Source organism: Clostridium sp. AM34-11AC (assembly GCF_003435375.1).
Classification (GTDB): Bacteria; Bacillota; Clostridia; order Lachnospirales; family Lachnospiraceae; genus Pilosibacter; species Pilosibacter fragilis.
Map to the genome: position 1 here is coordinate 381,616 of NZ_QWGL01000001.1, position 20,845 is coordinate 402,460.

18 protein-coding genes and 1 other annotated feature are annotated in these 20,845 nt (G+C 50.3%); of the genes, 13 read left to right on the forward strand and 5 right to left on the reverse strand.

The features are described 5' to 3' along the window. On the reverse strand, window positions 1-1,938 hold the full coding sequence (locus DW826_RS01755; protein ID WP_015553035.1) for a fructose-bisphosphatase class III: 1,938 nt from the start codon (window positions 1,936-1,938) through the stop codon (window positions 1-3). 428 nt (window positions 1,939-2,366) lie between these two features. On the opposite strand from DW826_RS01755, the gene DW826_RS01760 reads away from it, so the two are divergent. The 5 genes from DW826_RS01760 to DW826_RS01780 all read left to right on the forward strand — a co-directional run bounded on the left by DW826_RS01760 (window position 2,367) and on the right by DW826_RS01780 (window position 6,806). After that, window positions 2,367-3,176, forward strand: coding sequence for an MBL fold metallo-hydrolase (locus DW826_RS01760; protein ID WP_117551837.1), 810 nt, complete (start codon window positions 2,367-2,369; stop codon window positions 3,174-3,176). Between the two features lie 148 nt (window positions 3,177-3,324). After that, window positions 3,325-3,873 carry an NUDIX hydrolase gene (locus DW826_RS01765; protein WP_117551838.1) on the forward strand — a complete coding sequence of 183 codons (549 nt, stop codon included), beginning with the start codon at window positions 3,325-3,327 and terminating at the stop codon, window positions 3,871-3,873. Between the two features lie 359 nt (window positions 3,874-4,232). Next, complete coding sequence (locus DW826_RS01770; protein ID WP_117551839.1) at window positions 4,233-5,378, forward strand: DUF4317 domain-containing protein; 1,146 nt, start codon at window positions 4,233-4,235, stop codon at window positions 5,376-5,378. A 1-nt stretch (window position 5,379) separates the two neighbouring features. Beyond that, on the forward strand, window positions 5,380-5,694 hold the full coding sequence (locus tag DW826_RS01775; RefSeq protein WP_117551840.1) for an MGMT family protein: 315 nt from the start codon (window positions 5,380-5,382) through the stop codon (window positions 5,692-5,694). Window positions 5,695-5,804: 110 nt separating this feature from the next. Continuing rightward, window positions 5,805-6,806 (forward strand): SH3 domain-containing protein, encoded by a 1,002-nt coding sequence (locus tag DW826_RS01780; RefSeq protein WP_117551841.1) that lies wholly within the window; start codon window positions 5,805-5,807, stop codon window positions 6,804-6,806. Window positions 6,807-6,980: 174 nt separating this feature from the next. On the opposite strand, the gene DW826_RS01785 is transcribed toward DW826_RS01780, so the two are convergent. Both DW826_RS01785 and DW826_RS01790 read right to left on the reverse strand, forming a co-directional pair. Beyond that, on the reverse strand, window positions 6,981-7,166 hold the full coding sequence (locus DW826_RS01785; protein ID WP_015553029.1) for a helix-turn-helix domain-containing protein: 186 nt from the start codon (window positions 7,164-7,166) through the stop codon (window positions 6,981-6,983). 5 nt (window positions 7,167-7,171) lie between these two features. Continuing rightward, the gene (locus tag DW826_RS01790) at window positions 7,172-7,780 is read right to left on the reverse strand and encodes a sortase (protein WP_181967953.1); all 609 of its coding nucleotides are present in this window, start codon (window positions 7,778-7,780) and stop codon (window positions 7,172-7,174) included. Between the two features lie 248 nt (window positions 7,781-8,028). Between DW826_RS01790 and DW826_RS01795 the strand changes: the two genes are divergently transcribed. From DW826_RS01795 to DW826_RS01815, 5 genes are all read left to right on the forward strand, one after another. After that, on the forward strand, window positions 8,029-9,192 hold the full coding sequence (locus DW826_RS01795; RefSeq protein WP_021904564.1) for a BMP family ABC transporter substrate-binding protein: 1,164 nt from the start codon (window positions 8,029-8,031) through the stop codon (window positions 9,190-9,192). Between the two features lie 153 nt (window positions 9,193-9,345). After that, entirely contained in the window at window positions 9,346-10,881 is a 1,536-nt protein-coding gene (locus tag DW826_RS01800; protein ID WP_117551843.1) for an ABC transporter ATP-binding protein, read from the forward strand. After that, a complete protein-coding gene (locus DW826_RS01805) occupies window positions 10,878-11,966 on the forward strand; it encodes an ABC transporter permease (protein ID WP_117551844.1) in 1,089 nt (362 codons plus the stop codon). The genes DW826_RS01800 and DW826_RS01805 overlap by 4 nt, the downstream gene beginning before the upstream one ends. Further along, entirely contained in the window at window positions 11,963-12,877 is a 915-nt protein-coding gene (locus DW826_RS01810) for an ABC transporter permease (protein ID WP_181967954.1), read from the forward strand. The genes DW826_RS01805 and DW826_RS01810 overlap by 4 nt, the downstream gene beginning before the upstream one ends. 154 nt (window positions 12,878-13,031) lie before the next feature. Next, window positions 13,032-14,432 carry an ADP-ribosylglycohydrolase family protein gene (locus tag DW826_RS01815; protein WP_117551845.1) on the forward strand — a complete coding sequence of 467 codons (1,401 nt, stop codon included), beginning with the start codon at window positions 13,032-13,034 and terminating at the stop codon, window positions 14,430-14,432. A gap of 279 nt (window positions 14,433-14,711) precedes the next feature. On the opposite strand, the gene DW826_RS01820 is transcribed toward DW826_RS01815, so the two are convergent. Next, the gene (locus tag DW826_RS01820; RefSeq protein ID WP_242994024.1) at window positions 14,712-15,527 is read right to left on the reverse strand and encodes a Cof-type HAD-IIB family hydrolase; all 816 of its coding nucleotides are present in this window, start codon (window positions 15,525-15,527) and stop codon (window positions 14,712-14,714) included. Window positions 15,528-15,621: 94 nt separating this feature from the next. Further along, window positions 15,622-16,947, reverse strand: coding sequence for a glycosyltransferase (locus DW826_RS01825; RefSeq protein WP_117551847.1), 1,326 nt, complete (start codon window positions 16,945-16,947; stop codon window positions 15,622-15,624). Between the two features lie 163 nt (window positions 16,948-17,110). After that, window positions 17,111-17,364 (forward strand) — a binding site (T-box leader). A gap of 321 nt (window positions 17,365-17,685) precedes the next feature. Between DW826_RS01825 and DW826_RS01830 the strand changes: the two genes are divergently transcribed. The 3 genes from DW826_RS01830 (at window position 17,686) to DW826_RS01840 (ending at window position 20,751) form a co-directional block, all read left to right on the forward strand. Continuing rightward, window positions 17,686-18,765, forward strand: coding sequence for a TRAP transporter substrate-binding protein (locus DW826_RS01830; RefSeq protein WP_117551848.1), 1,080 nt, complete (start codon window positions 17,686-17,688; stop codon window positions 18,763-18,765). 236 nt (window positions 18,766-19,001) lie between these two features. Then, the gene (locus tag DW826_RS01835) at window positions 19,002-19,490 is read left to right on the forward strand and encodes a TRAP transporter small permease (protein WP_117513746.1); all 489 of its coding nucleotides are present in this window, start codon (window positions 19,002-19,004) and stop codon (window positions 19,488-19,490) included. A 1-nt stretch (window position 19,491) separates the two neighbouring features. Then, the gene (locus DW826_RS01840) at window positions 19,492-20,751 is read left to right on the forward strand and encodes a TRAP transporter large permease (RefSeq protein WP_117469025.1); all 1,260 of its coding nucleotides are present in this window, start codon (window positions 19,492-19,494) and stop codon (window positions 20,749-20,751) included. Window positions 20,752-20,845 lie beyond the last annotated feature (94 nt).

Here is a 20,845-nt window from a genome sequence, read left to right on the forward strand (position 1 = left end):
TTACTCCAGTTTTTCTTTAATGATGCCGCCGCGGTACACTGCCACGAGCTCCTTGAGGTCCGCGATCTTCGCCGCAAGCTCTTTTCCTGTATCCGTATCCGCAACCATCACACGCTTTTTCATCTTCTCTACGATCATGACTTTCGGCGTGTTTTCATGGTTCCGGTCAAAAGGCTTGTGCTCCGCCAGGGCAAGGTGGTGGGAATTGAAGATCAGGGTGTAGCCCGCGATTCCCGTCTTCGGCTGGTAAGACTTGGAAAGACCGCCGTCAATAACGAAGAGCTTTCCATTTCCCTTGATCGGACTCTCGCCGTCCTTTAATTTAACCGGGACATGGCCGTTGATGATGTGGGAGCCTTCGATCGGAAGTCCGAATTCCTTGAGGATTTTATTACAGAATTCCTCTTTTTCGCACAGTTTATAATACGGGTTCATGTTTTCCTTCGCGGCTGCCTTGTCAGCGACAAAGTAATTCTCGAAGGTCGCCATATTGTCCTTTCCGTATACCGGGGACTTCGGTCCGCACCATAAATACCACATAAAATCGCGGTACCAGTCCTTCGTCGGATCGTCATCCGGCAGGAAGTATGCCATCTTCACCACGTCCTCGAGATAGTCAAGCAGACGTTTTCCGGAGTAGATGATCCCCTTGAGCTTCAGTTCCTCGAAGGTTCCATCCTCTTTCATCGGGATGCAGCCGTGATATAAAAGGTTCGAGTTGCACCGCTTGTACATCGCGCCGTGGGAATACACAAAGCGGATATGGCGGTGAAGCGTCTCGCTGTGGCGGAAGGAAAGTGCCAGGCTGTTGATCAGCTCCTGCTCTTCCTTCGTGAGCTTTAACGGGTCCTTCGGGTCGATCGTCGGGAAGTTCATATCCAGCATCTTGTAGTCTTTTCCGTGGATATTTACGGTTCCCTTCTCAAAATTGATATGTTCCAGATGGATCCGGTCATTGATCTGGTAATCCGGGTGGCGCTTCGTGATCTGGCCTTCCACCTTGAACTGGATCACTGTGATCGCCTTGTGCATCTTCGCCGCAAGTCCCGGGTCTACCGCATCATAGATATTTTCATCCAGAATCTTCGGAAGGAACCGCTCACACGGGTCATCCCGGTAGACCTTCGCCGCAAACATGGACAGCGGGCGGAGATTGATTCCGTAACCGTCCTCAAGAACGTCGAATCCGTTGTAGCGGATCGCGATCCGGAGCACATTGCAGATGCAGGCCAGATTGCCTGTGGCTGCGCCCATCCAGGAGATATCGTGGTTGCCCCACTGGATATCTACATCGTGGAAGTGCATGAGCTCGTCCATGATAATGTCCGCACGCGGTCCGCGGTCGAAGATATCACCGATGATATGCAGGCTGTCCACGGTCAGGTTCTGGATCAGATTGCAGAGTGCCATGATGAACTGGTCACCCATCTCGATGTCGATGATGGAGTGGATGATTTCATCATAATAAACTTTCTTGTTGTCATCGTTGTAGTCCACATGAAGGAGCTCGTCGATGATATATGCGAATGCCGGGGGCATTTTTTTTCGCACTTTCGATCTTGTAAATTTTGAGGATACTTCCTTACAGATGCGTACCAGGCGGTAGATCGTAATTCTCTGCCAGTCTTCTGTAAATTTCCCCTCTTTCTGGATCCGGCGGATGTTCCGTTCCGGATAGTAGATCAGATTCGCTAAAGCGATCTCCTCCTCGTCTGAGATCACGTAGCCGAAGGTCTCCGATATTTTTTCACGGATGATACCGGATGCGCTGCGGAGCAGATGAATGAACGCTTCATATTCGCCGTGCAGATCGCTGAAGAAATACTCGGTTCCCTTCGGAAGTCCGCGGATCGCCATCAGGTTGATGATCTCACTGGATGCCGCTTTCACTGTCGGATACTCTTTTGCAAGCAGCTTCAGGTAGTCCAAATCTCTCATTGTCTCTGTTTTCCTCCCTGCGTTTTTCCGGGCGCGTAAATTTTCTCCTGCCGTTCCTGGTCCCGTTTTCCCCACATTTTTGCTGAGTTTTTCGCGGGATCTTTCCGCTTTGCCGGTTAAAAATTTAACCGCCTGGGAATTGCTTTTCCATTTATTTTATAGTAACATATTCATATTCAAAACTCAACAAAAGAATGGATGACACCGGGGACCGGACCTTCACTTTGGTTACTGTTCACGCTTTGCGCAAACAGTAACTGATTTTGCCGATGCTTCGCATTCCGAATCGGCAAAATCCACTACCACCACTGTATTGTACGGAATTTTCAGTTCAGAAAATTCCTACCCGTGTACAGTAACCCACTTTGGATTGCCCAGGAAGCAGATTCTGCGCAGTCAATGTACTCTTCAGAAGGGAGATTTTTCTTATGAACAGCGAACTTCTCTACGTTTTTGGGACCGGAAACGCGACGGTCACAAATCTTTACAATACATGCTTCGCCCTCAGAGACGGGGATGAATATTTCATGGTGGACGCCGGCGGCGGAAACGGGATCTTAAAGATCCTGGACAACATGCAGGTTCCGTTAGAGCACATCCACCACATTTTTGTGACCCACGCCCACACGGACCATGTTTTAGGCATCGTCTGGATGGTCCGCATGATCGCCACAAAGATGAAAAAGGACCAGTATGTCGGAGATGCCTATATCTACTGCCATTCAGAACTTATCGAGACGATCAGGACGCTCTGCCGCCTGACGATCCAGGATAAATTTTACAACATGATCGGCAACCGGATCCATTTAGAGGAAGTGAAGGACGGCGAGACCCGCCATATTTTAAGCTACGACGTGACATTCTTCGATATCCACTCCACGAAGTTAAAACAGTTCGGATTCACGCTGACATTAAATAATGGAAGAAAGCTCACCTGCGCCGGGGATGAACCGTACAATCCGGTCTGTGAGAAGTATGTCCGCGGCAGCGACTGGCTACTCCACGAGGCATTCTGCCTCTATGCGGAGCGGGATATCTGGAAGCCGTACGAGAAGCACCACAGCACCGTGAAGGATGCCTGTGAACTGGCGGAGTCCCTGGGGATCCCGAACCTCGTGCTCTGGCACACGGAGGACAGCAATGTTGCCGGTCGGGAACGGCTTTATAAGAGTGAGGGAAAACGCTATTACAGCGGAAATATTTATGTGCCGGATGATGAGAGTTTAATCGCTTTATAGTGAGACTGATCGCAGTATGGCACTCTGTTCTCCATCATCTTTTGTCTGCCTGGGCATTTTGCCGGTTCGGCAATTCGTTAAATTGGTCTGTCCTCTTGCGCAGGCTGGATTTTAGGTTATATTTGTCCTGATTTAGGAGGAAAAGGTTATGTCTATTAAACCGTGGATCTGCAACGGATCCAGGACGATCGTAAAGGACCGCTGGATCGATCTCCACGCCGATGACTGCGCACTGCCGGATGGCACGAAGATCTCTCCGTTTTATGTAAATGATGTTCCGGATTTTGTTGTCGTGGTCGCCGTCACCGTTGACGGGGACTTCGTTTTCGTGCGCCAGTACCGCCATGGAACGAGACAGATCCTTTTAGAACTTCCGGCGGGCTGCATGGAGCCGACAGATTCCGATCCGGGTGCCGGGGCCGCGAGAGAGCTTTTCGAGGAGACCGGGTACGCCGGAAGCGAGCCCGTATTTCTCTGTAAGGTCGCGCCGAATGCGGCCTGTATCAGCAACTTCGCCCACTGTTACCTGATCAGGGACTGCAAAAAAGTCAGCAGCCAGCATCTGGACGCCACCGAGGACCTGGAGATCGTTGTGATGTCTGCCGAGGAGACGAAAAAGCTTATGGCGGAAGGCGGACTCGTGCAGGCGGTGCATGTGGCGGCGATGTATTATGCGGAGAAGATATTAAATAAGTAGATATCTCCACAGCTACATATTTTTGTCGGCTGCCTGTTATTCTCCTGTACGCGGCACAGTAGCAACGCAGCACTGTCAATCAAGCTCTATCGATCATTAATGATTTTGTTACAGTTCAGCCATTACATCTTCTTGTTTTCATATTCATGAAAACAAGAAGCTTGGTGGTTCCACCATATGCTGATTTGGATGAAAAAGTGCTTATGCAAGCAAGCTTGCAACACACTTTCTCATTCAAACCAGCGCATGGCTGAACTGTAACATGATTTTCTATCCAGCCATACTTTCATTTTCTATTGCTTTTACAGTTAAACGGATGATACTTTATGGCTGGTATTTGTTTGAAAAGGATACGCATTATGAATAAACGTGAAATTTCAGAAATTAAGAAACAGTTTAAGAAGGACAACAACGCCATCACCCGCATCTGCGGATGTTATGTCGATGCGGAAAAGCAGATCAAGACGACCCTGAAGGAGGCGTTCTTTGCCCTGTCCGAGGAGGAGATCTTCAAATATTATGAGATCTTCAAGAAATCCCTGTCCGGCGGAATCGGAAAGAATCTCCACAACCTGGAGTACTCGATCCACGAAGAAGGTCCGGACAGCGCCCACGAGCTTCTCATGAAACTCCGCGATGAGAAGCTCGCCGACGATGAGACCGTGGATACCTTTTATAATAAGGTAATCGAAAATTACGAGTACGGCGAAAACTACTATATTATCTTGATCCACAGCGCCTACGATGTGCCGGGAAAAGCGTCCGACAATGAGGAAATGTTCGACGCATCCGAGGAAGTCTACAACCACATCCTCTGCTGCATCTGCCCGGTAAAGCTCTCCGAGCCGGGTCTCTCCTACAATGAGGCGACCAACGCCATCGAGGAGCGCCCCCGGGACTGGTGGGTACAGACTCCGATGACTGGATTCCTGTTCCCGGCCTTCAACGACCGCAGCAGCGATATCCACGGTGTCCTGTATTTCTCCAGAAATCCGGAGGAGCTTCACTCCGAGTTCATTGACGCCTGCCTCGGCGCGCCGACACCGATCTCCTTCAAGTCCCAGAAAGAAGCGTTCCAGGAGATCCTGACGGATACTCTCGGCGAAGAGTGCGACTATGAGATTGTCCGCCAGATCCATGAGAATCTCACGGAGCTTGCGGAGGAACATAAAGAGGATGAGATTCCGTTAACGCTCACAAAGCCGGAAGTCAAAGATCTTTTGGAAAAGAGCGGCGTGGAGCCGGAGCGCCTGGAGCACTTCGATAAAGTCTACGAGGAAGCCGCCGGGGAGAACACCGCGATCCTCGTTCCGGCGATCACCGGAACCGGAAAATTTGCCGTGAAGACACCGGATGTGGATATTAAGGTCAACCCGGACCGTCTCGATCTCGTAGAAACCAAGTTCATCGGTGGACGCCGCTGCCTTGTAATTGCCGTTGAGGACAACGTGGAAGTCAACGGCATGCCGGTGAAGATGTGGGAGGAGCAGAAGGAGGTGCAGTAACATGGCACCATCCGCCCGTTTTACTGAAGATTTCGCATACGAGGTCCTGTCCGTAGTCGGGGAGATTCCCGAGGGAACCGTCGCCACCTACGGCCAGATCGCCCGCCTCATCGGCAGGAACAAAAACTCCCGCCTCGTGGCCCGGGTCCTCTCCCACGCCTCAGACTACGGAGAGTTCCCCTGCCACCGCGTCGTAAATCACGCCGGCCGCCTCGTCCCCGGCTGGCCGGAACAGGCTTTTCTGCTGCAGCAGGAAGGCGTGGAGCTGAAAGACGCGATGCATGTGGACCTCAGGAAATATCAATGGGAATGCTGATTTGACAAATTTCTCCATTTTTGCTATAATTTCTTCGTAACAATTTTGTAATATTCGAAACAATTCCCGCAATATAACCGGGACATTCAACTGATATGAGGAAATTTTGCATGATAACATTACAGAATCTGATTCCTGACTTTTCAAAGAAGCTTCTTTTAAAAGCGGCTGCCGCCGCATCTGTCCTGTTCCTTTCCGTTACACTCTCGGCTATTCCGTCTTTCGCTGCATCCGCCTATGACAATCTCGCCGTGGCAAATGTGACAAGTGAACCGTTAAATATGCGGACGAAGCCATCTACCGCGGGTGAGATCGTCGGAAAGTGCTACCGTGGAGCGGGCGGAACCGTATTAGAGAAGAAAGATGGCTGGACGAAGGTCCGTTCCGGAAAAATTGAGGGATGGATGAGTGACAAATATCTGCTCTTTGGGACAGATATCGAGCCATTGGCGAAGGAACTCGGTCTTCTATCCGCGAAGATTACCGCAACGACCTTGAACGTCCGCGAGACTCCGTCCACAGATTCCGCAATCTTAAAACAGGCAGCCGAAGGGGATTCCTTCCCTGTCTTAAGTGAATCCGACGGCTGGACAAAGGTCCAGCTCTCCGCCGACACAAACGGCTATATTTCCAGTCAATATGCCTCCATCGGCCCGGTTCCTGCTGCCGCTGTCGACGCAAAGGAAGAGTCCGCGGCGCTGAGCGCATCCGGAAACGAAACCTCTGCGGCACCGTCCTATGTAATCTCCGCCACCGAAGATGAGATCTACCTGATGGCAGCCTGCGTGGCCATGGAGGCCGGTGACGATTCCTATGAAGATAAGCTCGCTGTAGCAAGCTGTATTGTAAACCGTGTAAAATCCGGAAAATGGGGCAAAACGATCTCCGACGTGATCTACGCCGATGGCCAGTTCCCCGGCGCGTCCTCTGGCCTTCTGGACAAATACCTTGCAAAAGGTCCGTCCAAGTCCTGCATAAAGGCCACCAAAGATGCACTGGCCGGTTCCAACAATATCGGCGACTACCTCTTCTTCAAAGCCGCCAAACGCGCCTCAACCGGCAGTTATTCTTCCTATAAAATTGTTGGCGGAAATTGTTTCTACAAAAAATAATATTTGATCTGCGAAGCCTGCCGCCGGTCGTTTCTTCCAGATGTATAACCGAAAAAAAACAGGGAAAGCCTACCTTCTCCGAAGGTGCTTTCCCTGTTTCCGTACACAGACCCTTTGTTTCCCTAAGAGCATTTTAAGTAAAAATGCCTTTCTCAAAAAGTATCATCCACTCTTTTATCCTTCTGTTACAAACCACTTCTTAACCTTGTCTGTACTGAATCCAACGATTTCAGCAATCTCTTCAACCGAATTTCCCTTTTCGCTCATTCGAACCGCCGTGTCCTTAGCCTGGCTTTCACGCCCTTCTTCACGTCCTTCCGCATAGCTCTCATTTCTCAGGTCTTCCATCGCCTTACACATTTCTCTCACTCCTCAATCTCCCTGCATCTCACCGCCGCCCGCGCTTTCCCCTTATTCGTGCAGGTAAACAGTGTCAGATCCCAGTCCCCGGCTTCCATCTTTTCGATGTCATAGCCGCCAACCGTCTCGATCTCCGCCACTTCATAGGAAAATACATTTCCGTCCGCATCTGTGAATACTACGGAATCACCTGGATTCAGGCGCTTGATGCCGGAAAAGTGGGTGCGGTAATTGTGTCCGGCGATGATCATATTCTTTAAGTACGCAGAACCACTGTAGCGGCACGGTGCTTTCTTGAGCTTCGCGTCGCTCCACTCGCTGATGACCGGAAGCTTGAGCCCCAGCGCCGGAATCTCGATCATCCCCACACATTCCTGTCCGTTTACCTCCACAGTCGGCATTTCCATTTCCGGATTCTTCACATATTCCGGCACAAGTTCCTTTTTCTCCGTCTCCAGCCGCTCCGGCAGATCGGCTGTCAGAGACTCCATCCGGACCACCATCTCCTCTGATTCTGATCCGGCCCGGTCTGATTCTCTTATATTATAAACAGTAAGAAGAAGAGCCGCCGCGATCAGCAGCAGACCCACGCCTGTTAAAATCTTCCCCTTCATAGCCTTACCATCCTGTCTTCCATATTGCACATACTGCCTGTGTTCTTTGTCACACATTCCCATTATATCATCGGCCATTGCGTGGCACAACCGCCGTCATTGTTATTTTCTTAACGATTTTTCACTTTTTTCCCTATATTCATTGTCTAATTTGCACAACTTTGGTATAGTATACCCATGAAAAAAATCAAATCTGTTCTCCGGAGGTCATATTCTCCGGAGGACAAGCCGAAAAACAGGAGGAAACCATGAAAAAGACCATGAAAGCTACCGCATTATTCTTAGCAGCCGGACTGCTGCTCACTGCGTGCGGAGGAAAAACTGATACTGCTGCTACAAGCGCTGCCGCTGAAAGCGCAAAAGCTGGTGCTGAGACATCTGCTGCTGAGACAGACACAAAGAAGCCGTCCTTTGTATTCGTATGTACAGGACAGTTAGGTGATAAATCCTTCAACGATTCTGCAAACGCAGGTATGGAAAAGATCGCTTCCGATCTTGGCTGCGAGATAAAGGTTATCGAGATCGGCCGTGACCAGACAAAGTGGGAGCCGACATTCCAGGATCTCGCTGAGGAAGGAAAATACGATGTTATCATTTCCAACGGATCTTCCTCCGCTGAGGTCATCGAGCAGGTTGCGGAAGAATTCCCGGATCAGAAATTCGTTATGTTCGACTCTGATATGGAAGAGGGCAAGTGGCCGAACCTTTACGCCATCAGCTACAAACAGAACGAGGGCAGCTACCTTGCCGGCGTTCTCGCAGCACTTGTAACAGAATCCAAAGACATGCCAAATGCAAATGAAGACAAGAAGATCGGTTTCGTCGGCGGTTCCGAGCACCCGATCATCACTGACTTCCTTGTTGGATACATCGCAGGCGCAAAATCTGTTGACCCGGATATCAAGGTATACGTTTCCTACATCGGTTCCTGGGATGATACCGCAAAGGGTAAAGAGACAGCTATCGCCCAGTACAATCAGGGCGTTGATATTATCTTCCCGGCTGCTGAGCAGGCCGGACTTGGCTGCGTAGAGGCTGCTGCTGAGATGGGCAAATACATCATCGGCGTTGACTCTGACCAGGCAATGCTGTTCTCCGGTTCCGATGAGGCAAAGGCAAACGTGATCCTTTCTTCCGTATTAAAGAACGTCGGCGATTCCCTCGTGAGAATGGCTGAGATGGAAGAAGAGGGAACGGTTCCTTACGGCAAATGTGAATTCCTTGGTTTAAAGGAAAACGGTGCAGGTCTTGCTGACAACGAGTACTTCCAGAAGAACGTTCCGGACGAGATCAAAAAAACGATCGAGGAGAAGAAACAGGAAGTTCTCGACGGAAAGATCGAGATCCCGACTGCTCTCGGCGATGCTGACCAGAACGAAGTTCAGGCTCTTATTGATTCTGTAGCTCCGTAACTTTATCCGGCAGATCCACTCAAAACCTGCTGCGATATTTTATGTAAACCATCTGGGGAATCTTTCCAAGGCCATTGATTTTCCCAGAATATCGAGTACATCAGGGGACTTGTCAACAAGTCCCCTTGGCTTTTATAAGAAAGGAGGATCCGTATGGGCAAAGAGATCCTGAAAATGGAACATATCACAAAGATCTACCCCAACGGTGTCATGGCCAACAGGGACGTCAGCTTTTCTGTCCGGGAAGGCGAGATCCATGCCCTGATGGGTGAGAACGGTGCCGGAAAAAGTACCCTGATGAAGATCCTGTTCGGTGACGAGGACGCCACTGAGGGCGATATCATCTTCGAGGGAAACAAGATCCAGCCAAAAAGTGCCGCTGACACGATCCGTCTCGGAATCGGAATGGTGCATCAGCACTTCATGCTCGTGGATTCCCTGCGGGTATATGAGAACGTGATCCTCGGCATGGAACCGAAAAACGGGATCATGATCGACAAGGAAAAAGCGATCCGGGCGGTGGAGGAAACCGCCAAAAAGTACAATTTAAAGATCGATCCGATGGCTGTCGTTGGAGAACTCTCCGTCAGCCAGAAACAGAAGGTCGAGATCTTAAAAGTCCTGCTCCGCGGGGCGAAGCTCCTGATCTTAGATGAGCCGACCGCAGTTTTGACGCCACAGGAGACAGACGAACTCTTTGAACAGCTTCTTTTACTAAAGAAAAATGATCACACGATCATCTTCATCTCCCACAAGATCCGCGAAGTCATGCAGATCTGCGACAATATCACAGTCCTCCGTGCCGGACGGACAGTGGGATCGATCCCGGTCGCCAACGCGACAGAAGAAGATATCTCCCGCTTCATGGTGGGCCGCGATGTCATCCTGAAAATGAATAAAAAGCCGGCAGAATTCGGTGACACGCTCTTAAAAGTCACTGATCTGACCTATGAAAATAAAGAAGGACGAAAGCTCCTGGACCATGTCTCCTTTTCACTGAAAAAGGGCCAGATCTTAGGTATCGCGGGAGTTGAGGGAAACGGACAGAATGAACTCGCCGAGGCGATCTTCGGTTTCTACTCCGGTGTCAAAGGCAGTATCCTCTTTGACGGGAAAGAAATCCTTGGAAAATCCATCCGCGCGATCCGCGATGACGGAATTTCCTATATCCCCGAGGACCGTATCAAAACCGGAGCGGCCGGAAACATCAGCCTCTGGGGCAACATGATCGCAGACATCATCGACAGCCCGCTGTTAAAAAAACACGGACTTCTCAATTATAAAAATATCCATGAACGGGCAGATAAACTTATCAGCGACTTCGGCGTCCTCTGCCAGAATGACGATCAGCCGATCGGTATGCTGTCCGGCGGAAATATGCAGAAGGTCGTAGTCGCAAGGGAATTTTCCTCTGACCCGAAGCTTCTGATCGCCAACCAGCCGACCCGGGGCATCGATGTGGGTGCCAACGAGTTTATCTGGAAAAAGATCATTGAACAGCGCGATGCCGGAAAGGGCGTTATCCTGATCTCCGCGGACTTAAACGAGATCATGGAGCTCTCCGACAGCATTCTCGTCATGTGCGGCGGACAGGCTGCCGCCTACTTCGAGGACGCGAAAAAAGTAGATGAGTTCGAGCTCGGAAACTACATGCTCGGGCTGAAACATCAGGAGGTATCGGAATCATGAAACAGAAAAAACCTCTATCATCTTATGTAGAAATGCTGCGGACCATGATTGCCATCCTGATCTCCCTGATCATCGTCTTCGCGATCATTCTCCTGATCAGCAGCCAGCCCCTCTCCGCTCTCGGAGACTTTATTTTCGGACCGCTGACCTCCGTCCGCCGTTTCGGAAACGTCATCGAAGGTATGACACCGTTAATGTTTACAGGACTTGCGGTCATCATCCTCTTCAAACCGGGGCTTTTCAATCTGTCCATGGAAGGCGCGTTCTTTATCGGCGCCGTTGCTGCCTGTGCGGCTTCCCTGGGACTTGGACTTTCCGGAAAAACGGCACTGATCGTGGCCATGGCGGCTGCGGCGGTCGCAGGCGGATTTATCTGCTTTATCCCGGGCATCATGAAAGTAAAGACCGGATCCAATGAGCTTGTAACTTCCCTGATGCTCAATTACACCTGCCTGTACGTCGGGCTCTGGATCATCACCACCTTCTTCTATGATCCGACCCAGAACTCCAACTATTCCTACAAATTTCCGGAAAGATGCGCTTTAAGCAAGATCATCACCGGCACGCGTATCAACTCCGGTACGATCATCGCCCTTGTGACTGTCCTTGTGATCTGGGTCATCGTAAACCGGACACCCTTCGGCTTTAAGGCAAACCTTGTGGGCGAAAACTTCAATATGGCAAACTACGCGGGCATCAACTCCGGCCTCATGATCATCCTGACCCAGATTCTGGGTGGTATGCTGGCGGGACTCGGCGGCGCTGCGGAGCTTTTCGGCATGTACCAGCGCTTCCAGTATTCCGCACTTCCGGGCTATGGCTGGGACGGTGTTCTGATCGCCATCGTCGCCAGACGGAAGGTACAGTATGTCCCGTTTGCAGCGCTGTTTTTATCTTACCTGCGGATCGGCGCGGATATCATGTCCAGAAATTCCGATATCCCGTTTGAGATCGTAAACATCATTCAGGCAGTTATGGTCCTTCTGATCTCCGCCACCGCGATCCTCAGCGGATATAAGAAGAAACTCATCATCAAAGAGACAAAAGAATTCGAAGCTGCAGCGAAAAAGGAGGTACAGGCATGAATATCTGGAGTGTGATTCTTTCCCCTGACTTCCTCTTTACCTCGATCCGTGTGATGACTCCGATCCTGTTCGCGGCCATGGCCTGCATGGTCTTCGTGAAAGGCGGCATCGATCCCATCGGAACTGAGGGAATCATGTTAAGCTGTGCCCTTGCGGGACCTGTCGGCGGTTACTTTACCCACAGTGCTCTGGGCGGCGTGATATTCGCAATGGCAGTCGGCGTGGTGCTGGCTTTCGTGTTTGGATACTTTACGCTGATCCTGAATACAAACCCGGTGCTCGCCGGAATTGCGTTAAATACTTTGTCCGGCGGTCTCACAGTCTTTACGACCTATTATCTGACCGGAAATAAAGGTTCCACCCAGAGTTTAAAGAGTCCGGTGATGCCGGAGATCAAGATTCCGCTTATCAAAGATATCCCGGTTCTCGGTGCCATTATCTCCGGACATAATGTTCTGACTTATCTCGGGCTGATCCTGGTGATCGTCCTCACGGTCTTTTTCTGGAAGACTACCGTCGGGCTGCGGATCCGCGCTGTCGGTGAGAATGAGAATGCCGCAAAATCCGTAGGCTTAAACGTCATGAAATATAAGTACATCGCCCTTCTCGTCGCCGGCTGTCTCGCCGGGATCGGCGGAGCATACATGTCCATGGGTTATGTTTCCTTCTTCTCAAGAGACATGATCGCCGGACGCGGATGGATCGGAATGGCGGCGGAATCTATGGGTCTCGGTATTCCATGGAAGATCGCCTGCTCGGTACTGATCTTCGGTATGGCAGATTCACTGGCCGTACGGCTTCAGATGTTAAATCTGCCATCCCAGCTTATTCAGACGATTCCTTACGTGGTTACGATGATCGCGATCGGAATTTATTCGAAGAGAAGTATGTCGGGAAAGAAGAAGAATTGATGGAATTATTTCGAAATTCCGAGCTGTTATAAATATAGGCAAAGCTTCTGTATGATCCATTTTGACAATGTGTTTTCTTCCGATCTCTGCCCTGTTTCTTATCCTGAGCAGAGACAGGAAGTGGTATTTACAGCTGAAATGAAGGAGATTCTTTATGAAAGCATGGGAATTTGAACATAAGCTGACGGCGGACGCGGTTCCGCCGGAGCTTCACGACGACAATGAGGCGGACTGGATGGCCTACACGGAAGCCGGCCGCGCCTCCGACAAACAGCTTTTCCACGACTGGGACAATAAGGTTCCGGGATCCAAAGCGCCCTGCGACGTGGTGATCGCCGCGGTGCAGAGCATGCACAACCGGGGATATGATGTGACGGAAGCTGAGAAATTCATGGAGGAAGGCCTGAAGGCGTCCGAGGAAAAGGACGGAGCCGCGATTCAGGTGGCTACCGCGAAGATCTTCCACGCACTGAATGAAGCGCCGAAGGATCCCGCCTCCCCTTACTGGAGCTACAACACCTACCGCACCTTCGCGGATGTAGAAAAAGAGGCTGATTTCGGCCCTGCAGCGCCCTATGACGTCTTTTCCGATGACTTTGCAAAGAAAGTCACCGCAGGATGGATGGGACAGCTCATCGGCGGCTGCCTTGGAACCCAGATCGAAGGTTATACGACAGAACAGATCCGTAAACGCTTCGGCGAGGTCTACGGATATCTCCGCCGCCCGGAGACATACAACGATGATATCACCTACGAGATCGCCTATCTCGACGGATTCATCGAAAAAGGCTATGACATCACGCCTGCCGACGTTGCCTACAAATGGCTGGAGCTGATCTCCGACGGATATTCCGCCGAGAAGACGGCCATCGAAAATCTCCGCCGCGGGCTTCTTCCGCCGGAGAGCGGCACAACAAACAACTACTTTTACGACTGGATCGGAGCGCAGATGCGCACCCCGCTTCACGGAATGTTAGCACCCGGAAACCCGAAACTCGCCGCGAGACTCGCCGCGGACGATTCGATCGTCTCCCACTCCAACAATGGCATGCTGGGCGGGATCTTCAACGCCCTGCTCACCTCCCTCGCTTTCACGGAGGACCATATCCGGACCGTTGTTGAAAAAGCGGTGGACATGATCCCGCATAAGAGCGAATACTACGCAGTCGTAAAGCATGCGCTGGATCTCTGCAAGGAAAATTCTTCTTGGGAGCCGGTATGGACAGCCTGCGAGGAGCGCTACAAAGAGTACAACTGGATTCACGCCTATCCGAACGCAGCCGCCGAAGTTATTGCCCTCTGGTTCGGAAATATGGACTTTAAGGAGACCTGCCACATCATCGCCATGGAAGGTCAGGATGCGGACTGTACCGCAGCCCCGGTGCTCAACACACTGGCAATCATGATCGGTCTGGATGTCATTGACGACAGCTATATCAAGCCCATCGGGGACAGGATCCTCACGACTATGAGACGGTATCAGGATTTCAAGATCGCTGAGCTTTGTCAGTGGACAACGGATGCGGTGAGGAATGCGGTGAAGAAACAGAAGTAATACGGTTGAGTTTTTGAAACATCTTCTGTAGCTCGGATATTGGTAAGTCAAGCGGATATTCGCAATCCGCTTCGCTACTTGCTCATAACCGAATAACTGCTCCGCAGTTTATCAGAAGGAGCTTGCACTCCTCCTGATACAAGCAAGTCCCCACCCACTGCTTATTGCTTTTCGCAATTGAAGCAGGGGACTTACTTGATTCGGTTAAAAAACAGGCTCATTTGATTTCTGGATTTGTATCAAATGGGTCTGTTTTTTTAATTATTTCTTCAATTTTTCTCAGTCCTTAAATATCTCCTTCAGTCTCTTCAGCAGCCCTTCCTCATCATTCTTCCCGATCACCATCGGTGCCCGTCTCCGCACATTCTCCGGCGCATTTCCCATTGCCGCGCCAAATCCTGCCGCATGCATCATGGAAAGATCGCTCTCGCCGTCACCGAAGGCCGCTGCCTCTTCCGGTGAAATTCCGAGTTTTCCACAGAGCGTCTTCAAACCTTCCGACTTTTCCACGCCCGCTGCCGTGATCTCCAGATATTCCGGGTTGGATGCCGCGGACTGAAGATCAGAGAAATCTCTTGCCAGAACCGCCGCCAGCTTTGTCATCACGTCCGGATCTCCCATGAGGAGAAATTTATGAATTCCGCCTTCTGTTTCAAATGTATCTTTAATAGATCCAATTTCAGCCGGAAATCCCACGATTTTCTCTTCCCGCTGCTCTCTCCAATCGTCCCGGTCATCCACGATCCACTTCTCGCCGCCGAAGGTATTGCAGGCAACAGCCGGAAAATCCTTATCCAGCATCGCCTTCAGTTCCAGTGCCCGTTTTAACGGAATCATCTTACTATAGATCTCATGTCCGTCGTTGTCGAGGATCAGTCCACCGCAGAACGCAATGATCGGCGCGTGGTTCCCCAGCATTCTCTTAATGACCCGCACGCCTTCCGGTGACCGCGCGGAAGTCAGGATAAACGGGATCCCCTTATTCTCAAGATTCAGGATCATCTCCTTCGTCCCCTCCGTGATCTGTCCGTCCGACGTCAGCAGCGTGCCGTCGATGTCACTGAATACGATTTTGCAAGTTTTTTCTTTTTCCATCTTTATCTCCATATTTTTGATGTTTATCCGTTGTATTTCCACACCAATACGACCGCCTGACGCAGTCCGCAGCTTCTCGCGAATGCGCCTTCTCCTATCCCCGCTGCAAAATACTCCTCTCGTTCTCCCGCACTTTCCGTGCCAGCAGCGTATACTGTCTGATCTCTTCCTCTGTAAAATTTCCAAACTTCGCCTGATAGTAATCGTTCTCCGCCGCCTCAAGATCCGGGATCACAACTTCTGATGCCGGAAGAAGTTCCAGTCGGATCTTTCGTTCTGTTCCCCGCCTTCTCGGAAGCTCCGTTATCTCCACCATCTTTTTCGCGGACAGCCGCTGGACCGCCACCGCAAGGTCTCCGCGGCTAAGATCCATAAGATCCGCAAGATTCTTTCTGCTCAGCTCATGGCTTGCATCCTTCAGATATAAAAGCAGAGAAAGTTCCTCCATTGTCATATCATGCTTCAATGCCGCCGACTCCAGATATCTCTCCAGAAGTTTCCGGTCCCGGTATTTATCCACAATGATCCCATCATCGGAGATCACCTCCTGCAGCGCACTGCTCCGCTCCTCTCCGAGCTTCCGGTTTCCGGGGATCGATGCCGGGAAAACAAAGCCGTCCTTCGCTGCATCCACCAGAAAATGGTACACCTGAAGCCGGTTTTTCTCATAATCCTCTTCGTCCAACACATGCTTATAAAAGTTGTTGTAGTACTCAAACATCATAAGCTTCATCTTCACAGTCTTCGTGATGCTGATCTTCTGGTTCACCAGCGAACCTTTTGTCTTTACATAATAGTACACCGGTGTCCGCAGCGCATAGAATGTCTCTGCATAGCGGACATACTCCAGATTGAACATGAAATCCTCACACCAGCTGATCTCCGCATCCATCCGGATCCCGAAGCGGTTTACGAGATCGCGCCGGTACAGCTTATTCCACAGCACTCCATAGTAATAATCCGCCGGATTCTCCATCATAAACGACGCGAATTCCTCCCGGTCGATCACGCAGTCTGACTCGATGTCCCCTTTTCTGGATACCATATCCCCAACGACGCGGTAAAAATCGGAGATCACCATATCACAGCCATGTTCCTCTGCCGCCCGGACCATAAGCTTTGTCGCATCCGGCGTCAGCCAGTCATCACTGTCCACAAACTGGAGATATGTTCCCTTTGCCCTTTCAATTCCCTGATTTCTCGTATCTGAAACCCCGGAATTTTCTTTGTGGATCACCACCACACGCTCATCCGTCTTCGCATACGCATCACAGATCGAGCCTGACATATCTCTGCTCCCATCATCTACGAGGATCAGTTCAAAATCTCTATATTCCTGTCCGAGAATACTGTCCACACAGCGGTTCAGAAATTTTTCCGCATTGTAGACAGGAACAATTATACTGACGGTCGGTTTCATTCTCCTCCTCCATTCTCTATAATAACCTGTTGGAATATCTCCTATGAAATAAATTTACTATACGATCTATCATATCATATTTTTCTCACAATACGCGATTTATTTTTTTAAATTCTCTTGACTTTTGAAAATCTGTGACTATAATAAAGGGCAGTTTTAAATATTCCTTGCGATGATGGGAACGCTCTTAACGAAGGTCTTTCAGAGAGCAGCTGGCTGGTGAAAAGCTGCAGACACCGCGTTACAGACAATCCTCCCGGAGCTAACCACTGAAAGTGTTCCAAGTAGGCTGGTTCGGTTTACACCCGTTAACGTGTTGCCTGTTAATTTTTCATATTTGAAAAACGACGGGATCGAGAGGCTGTTTTTTGACAGCAATAAGAGTGGTACCGCAGAAGTTTCGCTTCTGTCTCTTAAAAATAAGAGACAGGAGTTTTTTTTTGCCCCGAAAGTGTTGTCAGGCGGACAGACAGACCGCGTGCTTGCACGCAGAGCTGTCTGTACATCTGACAACCAAGCCAGCATGAGTAAGCAGGGCGAAAGCCCGGATTACGAATGCCGGCTGAGATTGCGGGAGCACGCAGTGCGGAGCAATCTCCTTTCGCACACCGTGCGGAGCAATCTCCTTTCGCACACTTTGCCAACACCACCATCAATTCCTTAGTTTCTTATCTGCGAGGGGCAGTTAAGATATATACTTATCATCAATCTATTCTTAAAAGACTTCAGGAGGTCATTATGAAAAAAAGTGCAAAATTGTTATCCGCCGTTATGGCAGGCGCTATGGTTCTTTCCATGGCAGGCTGTGGCTCTTCCAGCAATTCCACAGAGACAACTGCTGCTTCCGCTGAGACAACAGCCGCTGCCGCTGATTCTTCCGCTGCTGAGAGCAAGGAAGCGACTTCAAACACAGACGCAACCGTAATAAAGCTTGGTACGACCGTAAACGAGCAGGACAGTTTCCAGGTATGTGCTGAGAAATTCGCTGAGCTCGTAAAAGAGCGCACAAACGGCGCCTACGAGATCGAGATCCATCCGAACGGAGCTCTCGGCGACGAGCGCACCATGCTTGAGAGCATGCAGATGGGTACTCTTGATATGGGTATCATCACAAGCGGTCCGTTCGTAAACTTCTCCAGCGCTATGGGTGTTCTCGATATGCCGTTCCTGTTCGCAAACAACGAGGAAGCTTACAAAGTCCTCGACGGTGAGATCGGTAAAGAGCTCCTTGGAACACTTGAGGATGCTGACTTAAAGGGTCTCGCATACGCAGAGCGTGGTTTCCGTAACATCACAAACAGCAAGAAGCCGATCACAAACGCGGCTGACGTTGCAGGCTTAAAGCTCCGTGTCATGGAGAACGACGTTTACACAGCTACCTTCAAGGCTCTTGATGTAAACGCGGTTCCGATGGCATGGTCCGACGCTTTAACAGCTCTTCAGCAGGGCACCATCGATGGCGAGGAGAACCCGATCAACGTTATCTACTCCTACAAGCTCTGGGAGTCCCAGAAGTATGTAACCCTTGACCGTCATTCCTACTCCACAGCGATCATCACAATGAGCAACGACCTCTTCAAGTCCTTACCGGAAGATGTTCAGAGGATCTTCGAGGAATCCGCACAGGAAGCTGCTGAGTACGAGCGCCAGTGGGTTGCAGATCAGGAAGCTGACCAGCTCCAGGAGATCAAGGATCATGGTATGGAAGTCGTCGAGAACCCGGATGTAGACAGCTTCCGTGCAGCTGTTCAGAGCGTATATGACGCTTACCCGGATTACGCTGATTACATCAAAAGAATCCAGGACGCATTAAAGTAATTTCGCAGCTGTTTGATTTTAAAGTTCGGTGCTAAAATCCGTTAACATTGCCCCGGCAATGGGATTTTTAAAGCAGGTTCTTCGGCTGCCCAGGGAAACCCGGGCAGCCGGAACTGTTACCACTGATGTATTGTATGGAATTTTCAGTTCAGAAAATTCCTACTCGCGTACTGTAAATCAGAACCGCTTTAGCACTTTCCATGTAATTGTTTCGGTTTTCAAAGGAGGAAACACCGTTGGCTTTCGTTAAGGGATTTCACAAACTCAGCGATATTCTGGACACCATCTGTTCCTACATCATCGTTGTCATGCTCGGCGCCATGGTCGTTATCACCGGCGCACAGATCGTCTGCCGTATGGCATTCACCGCACTCTCCTGGAGTGAGGAAGCGACCCGTTACCTTTTAGTCTGGTCCTCATTTTTAGGCGCAAGCTGTGTATACAAGCACAGCGGCCATATCTCCATCACATTCGTTCAGGATATGGTTCCGGCCGCATTAAGCAAAGTCTTAAAACTTCTCGTCCATGTGGTCTGCACAGTTCTTTTTGTTGTCGTGATCATCTATGGTATGAAATACTTCGGAAAACAGGGAAACCAGCTGTCTGCAGCGATGCGTCTTCCCATGAAATATATTTACCTCTGCATTCCGGTAGGATGCGGATTCATGCTCGTACACGCGGTTGACGCGGTTCTTGGACTTTTATTTGGAAAGGAGGAGGCATAACATGGCAGCATTATTATTCATTTCCTTTATCGTTCTGCTTCTGATCGGCGTTCCGGTCGCATTCGCGATCGCGGCGGCAGCTCTCCTCGTCCTCTTAAAAGGCGATGTAAAGCTCCTGATCCTCGTGCAGCGTATGTTCGCCAGCACCGACTCTTTCTCCCTGATCGCAGTCCCCTTCTTTATCTTTGCCGGCGACCTTCTCGCAAAGGGAAAAGTTTCCAAGGTGCTCGTTGAGTTCGCCGAGTCCTTACTTGGTATGTTAAAGGGTGGTCTTTCCATCGTATCCGTCCTCGCAGGCATGTTCTTCGCGGCGATCTCTGGTTCCGGTGCCGCCACAACAGCCGCTGTCGGTGCAACACTGATCCCGGAGTTAAAGAAACGTGGATACCGTGAAGATTCCGCCGCTGCCCTGATCGCAGCTGCCGGAACCATCGGTGTCGTTATCCCGCCGTCCGTTCCGATGGTATTATACGCCGTTATCTCTGAGGACAGCGTAAACACACTTTTCAAAAACGGATTTATCCCGGGAATTTTAATGGGCGTGATCCTCGTTGCGATCTCCCTCTATCAGGCGCGCAAGTTCAACTACCCGAAGGGAAAAGCGTTCTCTGTCGGAAACGTGCTCCACACCTTCAAGGAAGCGATCTGGGGAATCTTAATGCCGCTGATCATCCTCGGCGGAATCTTCTCCGGTTACTTCACACCGTCTGAGGCGGCTGCCGTAGCGGTTATCTACGCGATCTTCGTCTCCTTCTTTATCTACCGCGACCTTGATTTCAAGGGTCTCGTTGAGATCATGAAGGGAAGTGCAAAGACATCCGCTGTTATCATGATCATCATCGCATGCAGCGGTCCGTTTGGCTGGGTTCTCGCAAACTACAAGATCCCGGAAGCCATCGCAAGCGGAGTATTGGGAATCTCCACAAACAAGTATGTGATCATGTTCCTGATTTCCCTGATCATCCTGCTCGCAGGAGTCTTCATGGAGACCTCCTCCGCGATCATCATTCTTTCCCCGGTGTTCCTGCCGCTTGTCAAGGCCATGGGCATCAGCACCGTACATTTTGGAATCCTCTTCGTAGTTGGTATCGCCATCGGTATGATCACACCGCCGGTTGCCATCAACCTGTTCGTTGCTTCCGGTATCACGGGACTTCCGATCGAGCGGATCTCCAAATCTGTTATCCCGTACCTGATCGGACTGATCATCGTATTCTTTATGATCGTATATGTTCCGCTTCTGATCCCGGGACTTATGTAATCGTATAAGAAATCATAAAAATCTACGACCTCCAGTTCCGGAATCATACCGGTTTCTGGAGGTCTTTTTTATCATTCTGCTCAACTCAAATGCA

Excerpts from the sequence above, each read along its gene's own strand:
- DW826_RS01755 (WP_015553035.1), bottom strand. The coding sequence starts at position 1,938 with ATGAGAGATTTGGACTACCTGAAGCTGCTTGCAAAAGAGTATCCGACA.
- DW826_RS01760 (WP_117551837.1), top strand. The coding sequence starts at position 2,367 with ATGAACAGCGAACTTCTCTACGTTTTTGGGACCGGAAACGCGACGGTC.
- DW826_RS01765 (WP_117551838.1), top strand. The coding sequence starts at position 3,325 with ATGTCTATTAAACCGTGGATCTGCAACGGATCCAGGACGATCGTAAAG.
- DW826_RS01770 (WP_117551839.1), top strand. The coding sequence starts at position 4,233 with ATGAATAAACGTGAAATTTCAGAAATTAAGAAACAGTTTAAGAAGGAC.
- DW826_RS01775 (WP_117551840.1), top strand. The coding sequence starts at position 5,380 with ATGGCACCATCCGCCCGTTTTACTGAAGATTTCGCATACGAGGTCCTG.
- DW826_RS01780 (WP_117551841.1), top strand. The coding sequence starts at position 5,805 with ATGATAACATTACAGAATCTGATTCCTGACTTTTCAAAGAAGCTTCTT.
- DW826_RS01785 (WP_015553029.1), bottom strand. The coding sequence starts at position 7,166 with ATGTGTAAGGCGATGGAAGACCTGAGAAATGAGAGCTATGCGGAAGGA.
- DW826_RS01790 (WP_181967953.1), bottom strand. The coding sequence starts at position 7,780 with ATGAAGGGGAAGATTTTAACAGGCGTGGGTCTGCTGCTGATCGCGGCG.
- DW826_RS01795 (WP_021904564.1), top strand. The coding sequence starts at position 8,029 with ATGAAAAAGACCATGAAAGCTACCGCATTATTCTTAGCAGCCGGACTG.
- DW826_RS01800 (WP_117551843.1), top strand. The coding sequence starts at position 9,346 with ATGGGCAAAGAGATCCTGAAAATGGAACATATCACAAAGATCTACCCC.
- DW826_RS01805 (WP_117551844.1), top strand. The coding sequence starts at position 10,878 with ATGAAACAGAAAAAACCTCTATCATCTTATGTAGAAATGCTGCGGACC.
- DW826_RS01810 (WP_181967954.1), top strand. The coding sequence starts at position 11,963 with ATGAATATCTGGAGTGTGATTCTTTCCCCTGACTTCCTCTTTACCTCG.
- DW826_RS01815 (WP_117551845.1), top strand. The coding sequence starts at position 13,032 with ATGAAAGCATGGGAATTTGAACATAAGCTGACGGCGGACGCGGTTCCG.
- DW826_RS01820 (WP_242994024.1), bottom strand. The coding sequence starts at position 15,527 with ATGGAAAAAGAAAAAACTTGCAAAATCGTATTCAGTGACATCGACGGC.
- DW826_RS01825 (WP_117551847.1), bottom strand. The coding sequence starts at position 16,947 with ATGAAACCGACCGTCAGTATAATTGTTCCTGTCTACAATGCGGAAAAA.
- DW826_RS01830 (WP_117551848.1), top strand. The coding sequence starts at position 17,686 with ATGAAAAAAAGTGCAAAATTGTTATCCGCCGTTATGGCAGGCGCTATG.
- DW826_RS01840 (WP_117469025.1), top strand. The coding sequence starts at position 19,492 with ATGGCAGCATTATTATTCATTTCCTTTATCGTTCTGCTTCTGATCGGC.